Raw genomic sequence first — 16,171 nt, 5'->3', positions numbered from 1 at the left:
GCCCACCGGGTGGGGAAGGCCCGGTGGGCGGCGGCCGTCGCGCCTGTGTGCTGGTCGAAAGCGACGTGACTCCGGTTCAGAGCGAGTAGACGCGCACGTAGTCGACGACCATCCGCTGCGGGAACTGCGTGCTGCCGTCCGGGTAGCCGGGCCAGTTGCCGCCGACGGCCACGTTGAGGATCATGAAGAACTGCTGGTCGTAGACCCAGGGGTTTCCGCGCGTGTCGGCGGAGGTGTAGGTCTGGTAGGCGTTGCCGTTCACCGACCAGGTGACCGAGCCGGGCCGCCAGTCCACGGCGAACGTGTGGAACGTGTCGGCGAACGACCAGCCCTGCGGGTGCATGTAGGAGCCGGTCAGCGGGTTGCCGCCCGAGTAGCCGGGGCCGTGGAGGGAGCCGTGGACCAGGTGGGGTTCGCGGCCGATGTTCTCCATGATGTCGATCTCGCCGGAGTTGGGCCACGGCGTGCCCGGGAAGCTGCCGCCCAGCATCCAGAACGCGGGCCAGATGCCCTGGCCCCGGGGGATCTGGATGCGGGCCTCGATGCGTCCGTACTGCGGCTGGACCTTGCCCTGGGTGGTCATGCGGGCCGACGTGTAGGAGCCGTTCGCCTCCTGGCGCGCCGTGATGACGAGGTTGCCGTTGCCGTCGAGGGCGGAGTTGTTGCGGCTGTTCGTGTAGTTCTGCAGCTCGTTGTTGCCCCAGCCGTGGTTTCCGGTCTCGTGGTTCCAGTTGGCCGGGTTGGGCGCGCTGCCCGACGGGCCGTTGAACTCGTCGGACCACACCAGGGCGGCCTGGCTGTCCACCGTGTCGGAGGCGGGCGCCGCGGAGGCGGGTGCGGTGGACGCGGAGGCGGCGCCGGGGGAGAGGAGGGCCAGCAGGGTGAGGGCCGCCGTGGCCACGGGGGCGAGGAACGTGCGGGGGGAGCGCTCGGTGCGCATGGTCTGCTCCGGGGGGAGGCCCCGCCTGGGCGGGGCGGTCAGCGGGCGGAGGCGGGCCGTCGGACGCGGACCCTGGGAGGTCACGGCGGGAGGCGACCCAGCGTGGTCGCCGCGTGACCCGGTGGATTGTAAAGTTACTGTACGTTTAGTCACCTTGGTGTGCAAGGGGTGGGAGCCCTCGCTCTTGCCCGAACCCGGCGAAGCGGTCCCGACGCCGGGCGCCCCATGCCCCGGCCGTGCCCGGAAGGCGCCACCTCGCAGTCCCCGGCCCCGCCGCCCGCCGTCCCCCCGCCGTCCCCCCGCCGAGCGCCCGGCAGGGCCCCGAGCCCCTTGCGCGCCGGCCCGAGCCCCTTGCGCGCCGGCCCGTGCCCCGCACGCCCTCCCGCCCCGCGTCCTTCCCGCCGACCCCTACTTGTAGGCCGCCGCCCCGTGGCGCCAGTAGCCGACGAAGGAGACGTTCGCCTTGGGGACCCCGCGCTCGCGCACCAGGGCGCGGCGCAGGCCGGTGGGCAGGCCCCGCTCCCCGGCCACGAAGCAGTAGGGCGTCCCCGGGGGGAGCTCCGCGGACAGGACGGTCTCCAGGGCCAGCGCCCCGGGCACCGCCGCCGCCCCGCCCCGGGGCAGCCAGTGGACGCGGACGCCCTCGGGCGCCGCCACCTCCCGGACGTCCCCTTCCTCGGGCACCTCGAGGAAGGCCTCGGCCCGCAGGTCCGCGGGGGCCTGCTCGACGATGGACAGCAGCGCGGGGACCGCGCTCTCGTCCCCCACCAGCAGGTGCCAGTCCGCGTTCTCCGGCGGCAGGTATTGACGTCCTCCCCGGGGTGAGCCCCGGGGATTCCCGCAGCCTCGCGGCTGTAGGCGCGAGACGCCTCGCGGCGTCCGCTGGTTCCTGCTTCGCGGACCGGTGCCCCACCCGAAAGCGGTGGTCTTACCCGGCCTCCACAGGCGTTTCAGCTCTCCGCTTCCCGCGCTCCGGCGAGTTTGCGTCCAGCGGCGAGCACGACCCGGGACGCGTTGACGTCCCGATCGTGGATGGCCTTACAGGCCCGGCAGGTCCACTCCCGCACGTGCAGGGGCTTGGGCCCGTCCACCACCCAGCACGTGTGGCAGGTCTGCGAGGAAGGCAGAAACCTGTCGACCCTGGCGAAGGTGCGCCCATACCGTGCGGCCTTGTACTCCAGCATGCTCACGAACGCCGCCCACCCGGCGTCGTGCACGCTCTTGGCCAACCGGGTGCGCCCGAGCCCCTTCACACACAAGTCCTCCACGTACACCGCTTGGTTGTCACGGATGATCGTGGTGGAGAGCTGGTGGTGGAACTCGCGGCGGGCATCGGCCACACGGGCGTGGACGCGGGCGACCCCCAGACGGGCCCTGGCCCGGTTCTTGGACCCCTTGGCCTTGCGGGACAGGGCGCGCTGGGCCTTGCGCAGTTTGCGTTGGGCGCGGCGCAGGAACCGGGGGTTGGCGACCCTGGTGCCCTCGGACAGGACGGCGAAGTGCCCCAACCCCAGGTCGATGCCCACATCATCGGTGGTCTGGGTGAGGGGTTCGTCCTGGGTCCGCACGACGAAGGACGCGAAGTAGCGGTCGGCGGCGTCCTTGAGGAGGGTCACGGTGGCCGGGGCCGAGGGCAGGGGCCTGGACCACTTCACCTTGACCTCGCCGATCTTGGGCAGGGACAGTTTTCCCTGGCCGGTGATCTTCCAGCGGGCGTTGGCGGTGAACCGGGCCGACTGCCGGCGGTCCTTGCGGGACTTGAACCGGGGCGGGCCCGTCTTGGGGCGTTTGCCTTTGAGGCCGTCGAAGAAGTTGCGGTAGGCGGTGTCCGCATCACGCAGCGCTTGCTGGAGCACGACCGCCGACACCCCGCCCAGCCACTCGCGTTCGGGGGTGCGCTTGGCGTCGGTGATCAGCTTCTTGGACAGCTCGCCGGCCGTGGGGAACGCCTGACCCTGGGCGCGCGCGGTCTCACGGGCCCGCAGGGCGTCGTTGTAGACCACGCGAGCGCACCCGAACGCCTTGGCCAGTGCGGTGCGCTGGTCGGCGTCGGGGTACACGCGGAAGGAGTACCGCAGCTGCACACCCGCATCCTAGCGTTGGCCTAGGGGCGAGGAGAGCGATGTCAGGACGGCAGACACTGTGTTTTCGCGATGCACGCGCACTTGGTTTTCGTGACGAAGTACCGGCACCGGGTCTTCACCGACCGCCACCTGTCACGGATGGAGGAGATCATGCGGGCGATGTGCGCCGGCTTCGAGACCGAACTGGAGTCCCATTACTGGCGAGCCGAACGCCTGTGGTCCGGGTCGTACTTCGCCGGGTCGGTGGGCGGCGCGCCGATCGGTGTCCTGCGTCAGTACATCGAGGACCAGAAACGCCCGTCCCGAGGGACGGGCGTGTGTTCGGATCCGATTCACCTCTGGCGTGAACGCCGGAGCACCCTCGGACAAGACAGGTAGCACCCCTCCGCGAACAGCCCGGCCTCGTAGCCGGGCTCGGCCGCGGACGCGGACGACGTGCGCGCGGACCATCGCGCGGCGTTCGGGTTGCCGGATGCGCATGGCGTTCTCTTCTCCAGGGGGCGGGGAGGGGCGGAGGCCGCCGGGGTCGGGCGACCTCGGGCGGGTCAGGAAGAAGTTAGGTTAGCCTACCCAACATTCTTCTCCCCGTGCGGGGCCCGCCGCCCCGGCGGAAGCGGCCACGCGTTCCCGCGGTCCCTGGACGGCCGGAACCACCGCGTCCGCCCCGGTCGGGCGAAGCCTCCCCGCTCCGGCCTGCGGCGATGCCCCGCCCGGCCCGGCCGAACGGAGCCGGTGGCAGGAACCGCGGCGACGGGGGCATAGGGGAGGGCCAGAAGGGGAGGGAGATAGCAAGAGTTGCCGGAAAACGGTGTTGGAGGGACCGGAGTGATCTCCGGGCCGATGCGTCGTCCGCGAGGGCGGCGAAAGGATTCCGAAACCGCGTCATAGGCGCGGCACGGGACCGTGTACTCGGTGAACCCGGGGCACGGAAACCGTGTCGAACCGTGCACCCGGGGCTTTCCTGAACACCGACCCACCTCAAAGGACCATTCCATGAGCGCCACCGCATCCCACCAGGCCCACCCCGTCTCCGACCAGTTCGCGCGGGCCGCCTCCCGTGACACCTCCCGCGCCCGCTGGCGCCTGCGCGCCGTCCGGGCGGAGATCGTCGAGTTCGGTCCCGACGGCGACCCCGACCTCGTGCGCGTGACCGACGAACTGGAGCACCTGGAACTGGCCGCCGCCGCCAGGCCCTGACCGCGGCGGCCTCCGGCCGCCCGGAACCCCCGGGCCGGAGCGCCGGACCGTCCGCGGCCGGCGTCGCGCGGTCCCGACCGGTGGGTCGCGCGGACTCCCCGCACGTCCGCGCCCACACCGGCCCCTTCCGATCCCCGCCCGCCCTCCGATCGCCTCCGGGCGGTCGAGGTACCGGGCAGGGCGGGCAGCAGCCCGCGCCCGCCCCGCGCTCCGCCGCCTCCCCCCGCCCTGTCCGAACTTCGCTCCCGTATGCCGCACGTCCCGGGGCCGTGTGCGGCGTGTCCGCTCCCGGCCGGGGCGCGGTGTCACGCGGAAACGGGAGAGGAACACCCCGCCCCCTGACTCCCGCGCCCGCTCGTGCGCGGTGTCACGGTGCCGGCGCCGGTTCGGCCGTTCCGGCGTCCGGAGAGGGTGCGCCACCGCAGCAGCCGGCCGGGGCGGCCGCTTCCGTGCCGGTCACGGGGAGCAGGTCCCGGCGGAGGGAGGGCACGGGCGTCTCCGCTCCGGACAGGCCGCCGCGGCGACCCCCCTGGTCCACGGCGGGCTCCTCCGCCGCCTCGGCGGGGCCGCAGCAGCCGCTGGCGTCGGCCTTGGTGGCGGTGGGGTCGTCGAACAGCCCGGCGCCGCCGCACACCCCCGTCTCGGGCAGGACCAGCTCCACCCGGGCCGCGCTCTCGTGGTCCCCGGCCAGGTGCGCGGCGATGCTGCGGACCTGCTCGTAGCCGGTCAGGGCCAGGAAGGTGGGGGCGCGACCGTAGGACTTCATCCCCGCGAGGAAGAACCCGGGCTCGGGGTGGGAGAGCTCGGCCGCCCCATGGGGGTAGACGGTGCCGCAGGAGTGCTGGTTGGGGTCGATGAGCGGGGCCAGTTCCACCGGCGCCTGGAGGGCCGGGTCCAGGCCGAGGCGGATCTCGGACAGGAAGGACAGGTCGGGTCGGAACCCGGTCAGGGCCACCACCTCGTCCACCGGCTCCAGCGCGCGCCCGCTCTCGCCGACGAGCACGAGACGGTCGTCCGCCGAGCGGACCTCGGCGGTGCGGAACCCGGTCACCACCTCGATGTGCCCCGCCTCCACGGCCGTGCGGGCCCGTTGGCCCAGGGCGCCTCGCGCGGCGAGCTGGTCGGCGGCCCCGCCACCGAAGGCGTCGCCGACCTCCCCGCGCCGCAGCACCCACACCGCCTTCGTCCCCGGGCTCTCCTGGGCCAGTGAGGCCAGGGCCACCAGCGCGGTCAGCGCCGAGTGCCCGCGCCCGACCACGGCCGTGGTCCGCCCCGCGTGACGCGCCCGGACCGCGGGGTCGGCCAGGTCGGGGATGCGGTAGGTCAGGTGGGCGGCCGCGGCCTCTTCGCCAAGAGCCGGCAGGCCGTCGCCGCCCACGGGGTTGGGCGCGTTCCAGGTGCCGGAGGCGTCCACGACCGCGCGGGCCGGGATCCGCTCCTCCCCGGCGCCGGTGCGCACGCGCACGGTGAAGGGCTGCTCCCCGCGCCCGGCGTCCACGAGCCGGTCCCGGCCCAGGCGGCTCACCCCCCTCACCTCGGCGCCGAAGCGCACACGGTCACCGAGGACCCCGGCCAGGGGAGCGAGGTAGGCGTCGACCCACTCTCGGCCGGTCGGGTACCCGCCGTCGTCCGGGCGCCGCCACCCGGTGGCGGCCAGGAGCTTCTCGGCCGCCGGGTCGACCAGGTCGCGCCACATCGAGAACAGCCGCACGTGCCCCCACTCGGACACGGCCGCCCCGGCCCGGTCGCCCTTCTCCAGGACCAGGACCGGAAGCCCGCGCGCGACCAGCTCCGCTGCCGCCGCCAGCCCCGCGGGGCCGGCGCCGATCACCACGACAGGAGATTCCCCGGCCATGACACACCTCTTTCATCGACTGCTGCCTATGAAGCGTGACTCTATCGATGTGTATCGATGGAAGCAACCATAGATAGTGGTCGATAATGTGGGGCATGACCGTGACCCGGCCCGAGCGCGCCGTACCCGCACTGCCCCAGCCCGAAGCCGAGACCTACGCCGCCTGGTTCGCCTGCCTGGCCGAACCCATGCGCGTCCAACTGCTCCACGCCATCGCCACCACCCCCGGCTCGGTCAGCGTGGGACAGCTCGCCGAGATGGTGGACGTGCGCCAGCCCACCGTCTCGCACCACCTGCGCAAACTCGCCGACGTCGGCTTCGTGACCCTGACCAGGGTGGGCACCTCCACCCGGGTCGCCGTCAACCCCGCCTGCTGCACCGGCCTGCCCCACGCCGCCGACGCCGTCATGGGCATGCTCAACGCCCGGCCCTGCTGCCCCACCGACCTGCCCGCCGACACCACCACCCGTGCCATGGCCGACGCAGACCTGGCCGAGGTGCACCGCATCTACGCCGAGGGCATCGCCACCGGCGACGCCACCTTCGAAACCGAGGCCCCCGCCGTCGAGGACCTGAAGGCCAGGTGGCTCCCGGGGCACCGCTGGGTGGCCGAGACCGACGGGACCGTGGTGGGCTGGGCCTCCGCCTCGCCGGCCTCCTCCCGCGAGGCCTATGTCGGGGTGGCCGAGACGTCGGTGTGCGTCGCCGAGGGCGCCCGCGGCCGGGGCGTGGGCAAGGCGCTGCTGTACCGGCAGGTCACCGAGGCCGACGCCGCGGGCCTGTGGACCCTGCAGACCTCGGTCTTCCCCGAGAACCGGGCAAGCCTGGCCCTGCACCACCAGGCCGGCTACCGCACCGTCGGGGTGCGCGAGCGCATCGCCCGCCACCACGGCGCCTGGCGCGACACCGTCCTCCTCGAACGACGGCGGCCGGAGGGCGACCGGGCCGGATGACACGGCGGGGGCGGCGCGGGCCGGGGCGCGCGACGGCCCGGCCGGGCGGGGCGCCGTCGCGGGAGGCGCGGGCGGAGATTTCGAGACGACGGGGTCCGCCCGCGGGGCCGAACACTCCAGCCACACGGTGCTCGCGCCCCCCACCGCCCCCTGAGCAGCCCCACAGCTCCTCCTCCCCGGTGAACAGGGGTGCGGCCTTCTCCATAACCACCGTCACATTGTTGGTGGGAAAGATCTGTCAACCCCCTGTGTGACCACGGCGTCTCTGAGAGAGACGGTGCTCGCGCCGTCGAGCGCGTGGGAGTCACGCGTACGAGGTAGGGGGAAGCATGGAGGGCCGTCACGGCAACCTGGTGGAGAGCGGGGCGTACTGGCTCCTCTACGTGGTCTCGGTGAGCGGTGCGCTGCTGCACTGGCGGCTGGGCAACGAGGGCCTCGCGGCGGTGTGCGCCGCGGCCGCGGTGTCCGGCGCGCTCCTCATCGGCAGGGGGCACCGCGGCATCGCCGCATAGCGCGGCCGGAGCTCCGGCCGCGGCACTATTCCCGGCTGTACTGGGGGGATTTTCACCCACCGCCCGCACCCGTCCCCGGGCGTTCGCCGCACGGCCGTGCGGATAGTCTTCCGGGTATGCGTTCATGGTCTGCGCCTGACATCGTCCCCCTGCCGGGTACCGGCGGCCCCCTCCGTATCCACGACACCACCACCGGACGGATAGAGACGACGACGCCGGGGCCCCGGGCGGGGATGTACGCCTGCGGGATCACCCCCTACGACGCCGCCCACCTCGGACACGCCTTCACGTACCTCACCTTCGACCTGGTCAACCGGGTCTGGCGCGACGCCGGCCACGACGTCGACTACGTGCAGAACACCACCGACATCGACGATCCGCTCCTGGAGCGGGCCGAGGCCCTGGGCGTGGACTGGCGCGACCTCGCCCACCGCGAGATCGATGTGTTCCGGGACGACATGGCCGCGCTGCGGATCATCCCCCCGACCTCCTACGTCGGGGTCGTGGAGTCCGTCGACCTCATCAGCGAGCTCGCCGCGCGCATCCGCGGCACCGGCGCCGCCTACGAGATCGACGGCGACCTCTACTTCTCCATGGCCGAGGCCGAGCACTTCGGCGAGATCAGCCACATGAGCCGCGAAGAGATGCTGGAGGTGTTCGGCCAGCGCGGCGGCGACCCCGCGCGGGCCGACAAGAAGGACCCGCTCGACTGGCTGCTGTGGCGCGCCGAACGCCCCGGCGAACCCGCCTGGGAGAGCCCGCTCGGTCGCGGCCGTCCCGGCTGGCACATCGAGTGCAGCGCCATCGCCCTCGACAGGCTCGGCCCGAACTTCGACCTCAACGGCGGCGGCAGCGACCTGATCTTCCCGCACCACGAGATGGGCGCGGCCGAGACCCGCGCCACGACGGGCGGCCCCAACGCCCAGCACCACCTGCACGTCGGCATGGTCGGCCTGAACGGCGAGAAGATGTCCAAGTCCCTGGGCAACCTCGTGTTCGTGTCCAAGCTGCGCGAGCAGGGCGTCGAACCGGCCGTGATCCGCCTGGCCATGCTCACGCACCACTACCGCTCCCCGTGGGAGTGGACCGACGTGGAGCTCCCCGCCGCCGCCGAGCGCGCCTCCCGCTGGCGCGCGGCCCTCGCCCTGGGTGCGGGACCGGACGCCGCTCCCGTGCTGGCCGCCGTGCGCTCGGCCCTGGCGAACGACCTGGACTCGCCCGGCGCGCTGGCCGCCGTGGACGCCTGGGCCGACACCGCCCTCACCGCGGGCGGCACGGACGCCGCGGCCCCCGCCCTGGTGCGGGCCACGGTCGACACCCTCCTGGGCGTCGCCCTCTAGGGTTTTCCGGGCCGGGGTCCCGCCCCGGCCCCGGGGCGCTCCGACGCCCCGTCCGCCGCAGGAAGGGCGCACCGCGTCGCGCGCAGGCGGCGCCGCGCCCCTTGCCGGGCACGGGCCCTGTCGGGGCGCGGGGTTTGCCGGAGGCGCCCCGTCAGGGCGCCGAGAAGTCCGGGTAGGGCGACCGGGGCGGGTCGTCGGGGCTCAGCCGCACCACCGGGATGCCGTTCTCCGGATCGGCCCCCACCCTCGCGAAGGACTCCGGGCCGCCGTCCACCTCGTGCCCCAGCCCCCGCATCAGCGCCACCGCGGCCTCGGGGTGGCGCTCCGCGTAGTGCGCCAGCGCCTCCCCGGACTCCTGCGGGGAGAGCACGGTGGCAGTGCCCCGGTGGCGCCGCCCGCCGACCTGGAACAGCACACGCGGCTCCGCGACGATGTTGCGGAACCACTGGGAGCGCCGACCGTAGCCGGAGGCGATCAGCACCGCCCCCGTGGTGTCGTTGCGTCCCACCACCTCCAGCACCGCCTGGCGGGCCTCCCCCGTCGTGCGGCCCCGGTGCGTCAGCAGCACGAACCGGCCTCCGAGGGCCCCGCCCAGCCCCAACCTGTAGATCCAGATCGGCGCGCGGAACAGGGCCCGGCTCAGGGGTGTGGTGGGCGGTTGGGCGAACGGCATGGCGTGGCCTTCCTGGGTACGGTCCCGGGCACGGGCGCCCCGAGTGTAGCGACGACGCCGCCCCGCCCCGCCGCCGCCACGCCCGCGAACCGTCCGAGGGCGGTGCCACAATCCCGGACATGCAGACAGGACCGGACGTACTCCGCGACACCGACTGGACCCGTACCTTCCACGCCTACGGTTCCGGCGCCGACGCCCCCGACCACCTGGCGCCCCTGCTCACCGGAGACCCCGGCGGGAGCGAGCGGGCCCTGGGCTACCTGTACAGCGCGATCCTCCACCAGGGGACCGTGTACTCCGCGACCGTCCCCGCGGCGCTGTTCGTCGCCGGGATCCTGGACCGCCCCGCGCTCGCGGCCCCGGCCACGACGCCGTTCACCGCCTCAGGGGAGTCCGCACCCCTCCGGCAGCTCCTGCTGGGCTTCCTCGCTTCGGCCGCCGAGGGCGCGCTGCACTGCCCCGCCCCCGGGGACCAGGCGCCGCCCGAACCGCCCTCCGAGGCCGACCTCGACCGCGTGTACGCGGCGCTGAACGCCCCGGACGCCGCCGAGGACGCCGAGATCTGGGAGGACCCCGTGATGGACGCCCTCATGTACCGGGTCGGCCCGGACATGCGCGCCGCCGCCCCCGTCCTGTACGAGGCGGTCCACCCCCACCTCACCCACCCCGACCCGGTGACGCGCATGCACGCGGTGGAGGCCGCGACGGCCGCCGCCCGTCTGGGCGGGTTCGACCCGGACCTGTCCGGCGCGGCCGACATGGCCGAGTCCCGCGACGAGGGCGCGGTGATCGTCCTCGCGCTGGGACAGGCCGGGCGGGACACCGCCGAGTTCCTCGCCCACGCGGACCCGGCGATCCGTGCCTGCGCCGCCCTGGCCCCCTCCCAGGCCGGCAACCCGGCCGCCACCGACGAGCTGGCCGCCGCACTGGCCGACCCGGCCGCGGCGGACGCCTGGTTCGGGAGGCGTCCGGCGTACTTCCCCGGCCACGTCCGGTTCACCCTGGCCCGGGCGCTCGCCGAGCGGGCGGCCCCCGACGACGCCGAACGGCTGCTGCCGGTGCTGCGCGCGATGGTGCCGCTGTCCTCCACGTACGTCGGCGCCCAGGACGTCGGCCCGCTCCTGCGGGTGGCGTTCCCCGCGGCCGGGGAGGCCGGCGCGTGCCGGGACCTCACCGCGGTACAGCGCGCCTACCTGTCGGCCCTGCTCGACAACGACGCCCTGTGGGAGGGCAGGATCGCCAACTTCCGGGTCCACCTCAAGGGGCTGGGCCTGCCGGGGGACCGCGTCGGGATCAGCGCCCTGGCCGGGGTCTGAACGCGGGGGCGGACACCGGGTGCGGGGCCCGGCCCGCAGGGGCCCCGTCCGCTCCCGGCAAGGCCCGGAGGGGATTTGTTCATCTTCGTCTCGATATGCACGTGCAGGGTGACCACCTGTGGCCACGACCTCGGCCAAACACCCGTATCAGGGCTCCAGGCGTGGTGGGATAACCCCCATGACAACCCCCACGCGGCACAGCGCGGCCGCCGAACTCATCGCGGACTTCGTCTCCACCGGTGGTCACCTGACGGACCGGGCCGACCTCGCGCGGTTCCTCCGCCGGCACCACCTGGCCACCGAGGGGGCCATCCCCATCACCCTCGCCGACCTCGACGAGGCCATCGCCCTGCGCGACGGGATCCGGGCCGTCCTGGACCGGGACTCCGAACCGGACACCGAGGCGATCGCGCGGGGGCAGAAGGTCCTGGACGGCCTGCGGGTCACCGTGCGGCTGGAGCCCGCCCGCGACTCCGGGGGACAGCTGGCCCCCGCCGTCGTGGACGAGGTGCGGCGCGGCCTGGCCCGCATCGCCGGGGCCTGGGCCGCGGTCCTGGCCACGGGGGAGTGGCGCGGCCTGCGGGTGTGACCGGGACCCTTCCGGCCAGGGGCGGGACCCGGCGGCGGGGTGGCCGCGGCCGGGGCCCGTGGGCGTCGCGCCCGGATGTCAGCCGTCGTCGCGGCGGCGCAGGTAGCGCTCGAAGTCCCGGGCGATCGCGTCGCCCGAGGCCTCGGGGAGCTCGGCGGTGTCCTTGGCCTCCTCCAGGCCGCGCACGTACGACGCGATGTCCTCGTCCTCCGCGGTCAGCTCGTTGACGTTGGCCTCCCACGTCACCGTCTCCTCGGGCAGCGAGCCCAGGGGGACCTGGACGCCCAGGAAGTCCTCCACCCACGCGAGCAGTGCCAGGGTGGCCTTCGGGCACGGCGGCTGGGCCACGTAGTGGGGGATGGCCGCCCACAGCGACACCGTCTCCATGCCCACGGAGCTGAACGTCTCGTGCGCGACGCCCAGGATCCCGGTCGGCCCCGAGTAGGTGGTCGGCTCCAGACCCAGGTCGGTGCCCAGGTCCACCGGCGTGGCCATCCCGGTCACCGGGATCGGCCGCGTGTGCGGGGCGTCCGCCAGCAGCGAGCCCAGCATCACCACGCGGGTGACACCCAGCTCCCGCGCGATCGCCAGCAGGTCGGCCGCGTACGAGCGCCACCGCATGTTCGGCTCGGGCCCGGTGACCAGTACCACGTCGCGCCCGGCCCCGGGCGGAGAGGCCACCTGGACCCGCGTCGTCGGCCATTCGACCTCGCCGACCACGCCCTCCACCACGGACATGCGCGGACGCGTCACCTGGAAGTCGTAGTAGTCGTCCGGAGCCAGGGCGCACAGCTCGTACGCGCCCCACTCCCTGGACAGGTGTTCCACGGCGAGGCTCGCGGCCTCCCCTGCGTCGTTCCAACCCTCGAACGCCGCCACCATGACAGGCTCGACAAGCTCCCGGGCGAGCTTGATCATCGGTGGCCCCTTCCTGCACGTGGACGGAGTCCACCCTATGGGGTGCCGCCCCACCCGGGAAACCGTTATGCGGGCCCGGCCAGGGGGGCCTGGCGCACGCGAGGTGGGACACCTGTCTCACGTGCTGAAACAGCCTATGGGGTAGCCTCGGAGACAGCGACTGAAACGGACGCAGCTGTCCCCGGACGCCCGACCCGCCCCGCGCCGCGGGTCGACCCAGTGCCACGCATCACGGGGACAGAACTGGGCCGCCCCGGTGCTCTTACATAGAGTTGCTGAACATGAGAGCTCGCCTCACCTTCCGTGAAGCACTGTCCCGACGCGTCCTCGTGGCGGACGGAGCTATGGGCACCATGCTCCAGGCTCACGATCTCGACCTCGACCAGTTCGAGGGCCACGAGGGATGCAACGACATCCTCAACCTCACCCGTCCCGACATCGTCCGCGACACCCATGCCGCCTTTCTTGCCGTGGGTTCCGACGCCATCGAGACGAACACCTTCTCCGCCAACTTCTCGGGTCTGGCCGAGTACGGCATCGAGGAGAGGACCTACGAGATCGCGGAGGCCGGAGCACGGGTGGCCCGAGAGGCCGCCGACGCCTACTCCACCCCCGACCAACCCCGCTACGTCCTCGGCTCCGTGGGACCCGGCACCAAGCTGCCGACCCTGGGCCACGCCCCCTACGCCCTCCTGAGGGACTACTACGAGCAGTGCCACCGGGGCCTCATCGACGGTGGCGCCGACGCCATCCTCATCGAGACCTGCCAGGATCTGCTCCAGGTCAAGGCCGCCGTGGTGGCGGCCCAGCGTGCCCGCAAGGCCCTGGGCAAGGACATCCCGATCATCGCCCAGGTCACCATCGAGACCACGGGCACCATGCTGCTCGGATCGGAGATCGGCGCCGCGCTGACCTCCCTCGAACCCCTGGGCATCGACGTCATCGGCCTCAACTGCGCCACCGGCCCCGCCGAGATGAGCGAGCACCTGCGCTACCTCTCGCACCACTCGCGCATCCCCATCTCCTGCATGCCCAACGCGGGCCTGCCCCAGCTGGGCGCCAACGGGGCGGTCTACCCGCTCTCCCCGGCAGAGCTGGCCGACGCCCACGACACGTTCACCACCGAGTTCGGCCTGAGCCTGGCCGGCGGCTGCTGCGGCACCACCCCCGAGCACCTGCGCCAGGTCGTGGAGCGCGTCCAGGGACGCGGCATCAAGGACCGCAAGCCGTTCGTGGAGGCCTCGGCCTCCTCGCTCTACCAGAGCGTGCCCTTCCGGCAGGACGCCAGCTACCTGGCGGTCGGCGAGCGCACCAACGCCAACGGGTCCAAGAAGTTCCGCGAGGCGATGCTGGAGGGCCGCTGGGACGACTGCGTGGAGATGGCGCGCGACCAGATCCGCGACGGCGCCCACCTGCTCGACCTCAACATCGACTACGTGGGCCGCGACGGGGTCAGCGACATGCGCGAGCTGGCCTCACGCTTCGCCACCTCCTCCACCCTGCCGATCATGCTGGACTCCACCGAGCCCCCCGTCCTGGAGGCCGGGCTGGAGTCCCTGGGCGGCCGGGCGGTCGTCAACTCCGTCAACTACGAGGACGGCGACGGCCCCGACTCCCGCTTCACCCGCATCATGGAGCTGGTCAAGGAGCACGGCGCCGCCGTGGTCGGCCTGTGCATCGACGAGGAGGGCCAGGCCCGCACCGCCGAGTGGAAGGTCCGGGTCGCCAGCCGCCTCATCGACGAGATCACCGGCGACTGGGGCCTGCGCACCGGTGACATCCTCATCGACTGCCTCACCTTCCCGATCACCACCGGACAGGAGGAGACGCGCCGCGACGGCATCGAGACGCTGGAGGCGATCCGCGAGCTCAAGCGCCGCTACCCCGAGGTGCAGACCATCCTGGGCCTGTCCAACCTGTCCTTCGGCGTCAACCCGGCCGCCCGTATCGTGCTGAACTCTGTGTTCCTGCACGAGGCGGTCCAGGCGGGGCTCGACTCGGCCATCGTGCACGCCTCCAAGATCGTGCCGATCAACCAGATCCCCGAGGAGCAGCGCAAGGTCGCGCTCGACCTCGTCTACGACCGGCGCGAGGGCGACTACGACCCGCTCTCCGCGTTCATGGACATGTTCGAGGGCGTGGACGCCAAGTCCATGCGTGCCTCCCGCGCGGAGGAGCTGGCCGCGCTGCCCCTGTGGGAGCGACTGGAGCGCCGCATCATCGACGGGGAGCTCACCGGCATCGAGGCCGACCTGGAGGAGGCGCTCCGGTCCAAGCCGGCCCTGGCCATCGTCAACGAGACGCTCCTGTCCGGCATGAAGACCGTCGGCGAGCTGTTCGGCTCCGGCCAGATGCAGCTCCCGTTCGTCCTCAAGTCCGCCGAGGTCATGAAGAAGGCGGTCGCCTTCCTCGAACCGCACATGGAGAAGACCGACGACGACGGCAAGGGCCGCATCGTCCTGGCCACCGTCAAGGGCGACGTCCACGACATCGGCAAGAACCTCGTCGACATCATCCTGTCCAACAACGGCTACGACGTCGTCAACATCGGCATCAAGCAGCCCGTCTCGGCGATCCTGGAGGCGGCCGAGACCGAGCGGGCCGACGTCATCGGCATGTCCGGGCTCCTGGTCAAGTCGACGGTGATCATGCGCGAGAACCTGGAGGAGATGAACTCCCGGGGCATCTCCGAGCGCTTCCCCGTCCTCCTCGGCGGTGCGGCGCTGACCCGCTCCTACGTGGAGCAGGACCTGGCCGAGACCTTCGACGGCGAGGTGCGCTACGCCAAGGACGCCTTCGAGGGCCTGCGCCTGATGGACGCGTTCATGGCGGTCAAGCGCGGCGAGGAGGGCGCCTCGCTGCCGGCCCTGCGCCAGCGCCGCGTCAAGACGGGGGCCAGGCTCAAGGTCACCGAGCCCGAGGAGATGCCCGCACGCAGCGACGTGTCGACCACCAACGCGGTGCCCACCCCGCCGTTCTGGGGGGACCGGATCAGCAAGGGCATTCCGCTGGCCGAGTACTCCGCGTTCCTGGACGAGCGGGCCACCTTCATGGGCCAGTGGGGCCTCAAGGCCGCCCGCGGCGGAGAGGGCCCCTCCTACGAGGAGCTGGTGGAGACCGAGGGCCGCCCGCGCATGCGGATGTGGCTCGACCGCATCCAGACGGACGGCCTGCTGGAGGCGGCCGTGGTGCACGGCCACTACCCCTGCTACAGCGAGGGCGACGACCTGGTGGTCCTGGACGACGACGGGGTCACCGAGCGCACGCGCTTCACGTTCCCGCGCCAGCGCCGCGACCGCCACCTGTGCCTGTCCGACTTCTTCCGGCCCAAGGAGTCGGGGGAGCTGGACGTGGTGTCCTTCCAGGTGGTGACCGTGGGGGCGGCGATCAGCCGCGCCACCGCGGAGCTGTTCGAGAAGAACGCCTACCGCGACTACCTGGAGCTGCACGGGCTGTCGGTGCAGCTCACCGAGGCGCTCGCCGAGTACTGGCACACACGCGTCCGCGCCGAGCTGGGCTTCGCGGGAGAGGACCCGGCGGAGCTGGACGCGTTCTTCAAGCTCGGCTACCGGGGTGCGCGGTTCTCCCTGGGCTACGGGGCGTGCCCCGACCTGGAGGACCGGGCCAAGATCGTGCGCCTGCTGGAGCCCGAGCGGGTGGGCGTGAACCTGTCGGAGGAGTTCCAGCTGGTGCCGGAGCAGGCCACCGACGCGATCGTCATCCACCACCCGGAGGCGACGTACTTCAACGTCTGAGCCGGACGCGCGGCCCCGCCCCCGGACCGGGGGCGGGGC

13 protein-coding genes and 1 pseudogene are annotated in these 16,171 nt (G+C 73.0%); 8 read left to right on the top strand and 6 right to left on the bottom strand.

What is annotated here, in order from left to right; genetic code table 11:
• Positions 1-76: 76 nt before the first annotated feature.
• The 3 genes and pseudogenes from ACWGL3_RS24150 to ACWGL3_RS24140 form a co-directional block, all read right to left on the bottom strand.
• Entirely contained in the window at positions 77-940 is an 864-nt protein-coding gene (locus ACWGL3_RS24150; protein ID WP_267945264.1) for a glycoside hydrolase family 16 protein, read from the bottom strand.
• Positions 941-1,348: 408 nt separating this feature from the next.
• Positions 1,349-1,753: pseudogene (locus tag ACWGL3_RS24145) on the bottom strand (siderophore-interacting protein); the annotation flags it as partial.
• A gap of 137 nt (positions 1,754-1,890) precedes the next feature.
• Positions 1,891-3,024 carry an RNA-guided endonuclease InsQ/TnpB family protein gene (locus tag ACWGL3_RS24140; protein WP_267945263.1) on the bottom strand — a complete coding sequence of 378 codons (1,134 nt, stop codon included), beginning with the start codon at positions 3,022-3,024 and terminating at the stop codon, positions 1,891-1,893.
• Positions 3,025-3,093: 69 nt separating this feature from the next.
• On the opposite strand from ACWGL3_RS24140, the gene ACWGL3_RS24135 reads away from it, so the two are divergent.
• Positions 3,094-3,402 carry a transposase gene (locus ACWGL3_RS24135; RefSeq protein WP_267945262.1) on the top strand — a complete coding sequence of 103 codons (309 nt, stop codon included), beginning with the start codon at positions 3,094-3,096 and terminating at the stop codon, positions 3,400-3,402.
• Between the two features lie 615 nt (positions 3,403-4,017).
• A complete protein-coding gene (locus tag ACWGL3_RS24130) occupies positions 4,018-4,221 on the top strand; it encodes a hypothetical protein (protein ID WP_267945261.1) in 204 nt (67 codons plus the stop codon).
• Between the two features lie 367 nt (positions 4,222-4,588).
• On the opposite strand, the gene ACWGL3_RS24125 is transcribed toward ACWGL3_RS24130, so the two are convergent.
• Positions 4,589-6,076, bottom strand: a complete 1,488-nt coding sequence (locus tag ACWGL3_RS24125) for an FAD-dependent oxidoreductase (protein ID WP_267945260.1) — start codon at positions 6,074-6,076, stop codon at positions 4,589-4,591.
• A 95-nt stretch (positions 6,077-6,171) separates the two neighbouring features.
• Between ACWGL3_RS24125 and ACWGL3_RS24120 the strand changes: the two genes are divergently transcribed.
• The 3 genes from ACWGL3_RS24120 (at position 6,172) to mshC (ending at position 8,881) form a co-directional block, all read left to right on the top strand.
• Complete coding sequence (locus ACWGL3_RS24120; protein WP_267945259.1) at positions 6,172-7,029, top strand: helix-turn-helix domain-containing GNAT family N-acetyltransferase; 858 nt, start codon at positions 6,172-6,174, stop codon at positions 7,027-7,029.
• Positions 7,030-7,358: 329 nt separating this feature from the next.
• Complete coding sequence (locus ACWGL3_RS24115) at positions 7,359-7,541, top strand: hypothetical protein (RefSeq protein ID WP_267945258.1); 183 nt, start codon at positions 7,359-7,361, stop codon at positions 7,539-7,541.
• Positions 7,542-7,657: 116 nt separating this feature from the next.
• Positions 7,658-8,881, top strand: a complete 1,224-nt coding sequence (gene mshC / locus ACWGL3_RS24110; protein WP_267945257.1) for a cysteine--1-D-myo-inosityl 2-amino-2-deoxy-alpha-D-glucopyranoside ligase — start codon at positions 7,658-7,660, stop codon at positions 8,879-8,881.
• A gap of 151 nt (positions 8,882-9,032) precedes the next feature.
• Here mshC and ACWGL3_RS24105 read toward each other — a convergent pair whose 3' ends face one another.
• On the bottom strand, positions 9,033-9,554 hold the full coding sequence (locus tag ACWGL3_RS24105; protein ID WP_267945256.1) for a nitroreductase family deazaflavin-dependent oxidoreductase: 522 nt from the start codon (positions 9,552-9,554) through the stop codon (positions 9,033-9,035).
• Positions 9,555-9,673: 119 nt separating this feature from the next.
• Here ACWGL3_RS24105 and ACWGL3_RS24100 point away from each other — a divergent pair, with 119 nt between their 5' ends.
• Both ACWGL3_RS24100 and ACWGL3_RS24095 read left to right on the top strand, forming a co-directional pair.
• Positions 9,674-10,870, top strand: a complete 1,197-nt coding sequence (locus ACWGL3_RS24100; protein WP_352986611.1) for a hypothetical protein — start codon at positions 9,674-9,676, stop codon at positions 10,868-10,870.
• A gap of 178 nt (positions 10,871-11,048) precedes the next feature.
• The gene (locus ACWGL3_RS24095; RefSeq protein ID WP_267945254.1) at positions 11,049-11,459 is read left to right on the top strand and encodes an ABATE domain-containing protein; all 411 of its coding nucleotides are present in this window, start codon (positions 11,049-11,051) and stop codon (positions 11,457-11,459) included.
• Between the two features lie 78 nt (positions 11,460-11,537).
• On the opposite strand, the gene ACWGL3_RS24090 is transcribed toward ACWGL3_RS24095, so the two are convergent.
• Entirely contained in the window at positions 11,538-12,377 is an 840-nt protein-coding gene (locus ACWGL3_RS24090; RefSeq protein ID WP_267945253.1) for a PAC2 family protein, read from the bottom strand.
• Positions 12,378-12,658: 281 nt separating this feature from the next.
• Here ACWGL3_RS24090 and metH point away from each other — a divergent pair, with 281 nt between their 5' ends.
• Positions 12,659-16,132 (top strand): methionine synthase, encoded by a 3,474-nt coding sequence (gene metH, locus ACWGL3_RS24085; protein ID WP_267945252.1) that lies wholly within the window; start codon positions 12,659-12,661, stop codon positions 16,130-16,132.
• The last annotated feature ends 39 nt before the right edge of the window (positions 16,133-16,171 follow it).

The sequence above is a fragment of the Nocardiopsis sp. NPDC055824 genome (genome assembly GCF_053616335.1).
The sequence above is the reverse complement of the archived record's forward strand: the minus strand, read 5'-3'. Positions and strand labels throughout refer to the sequence as shown.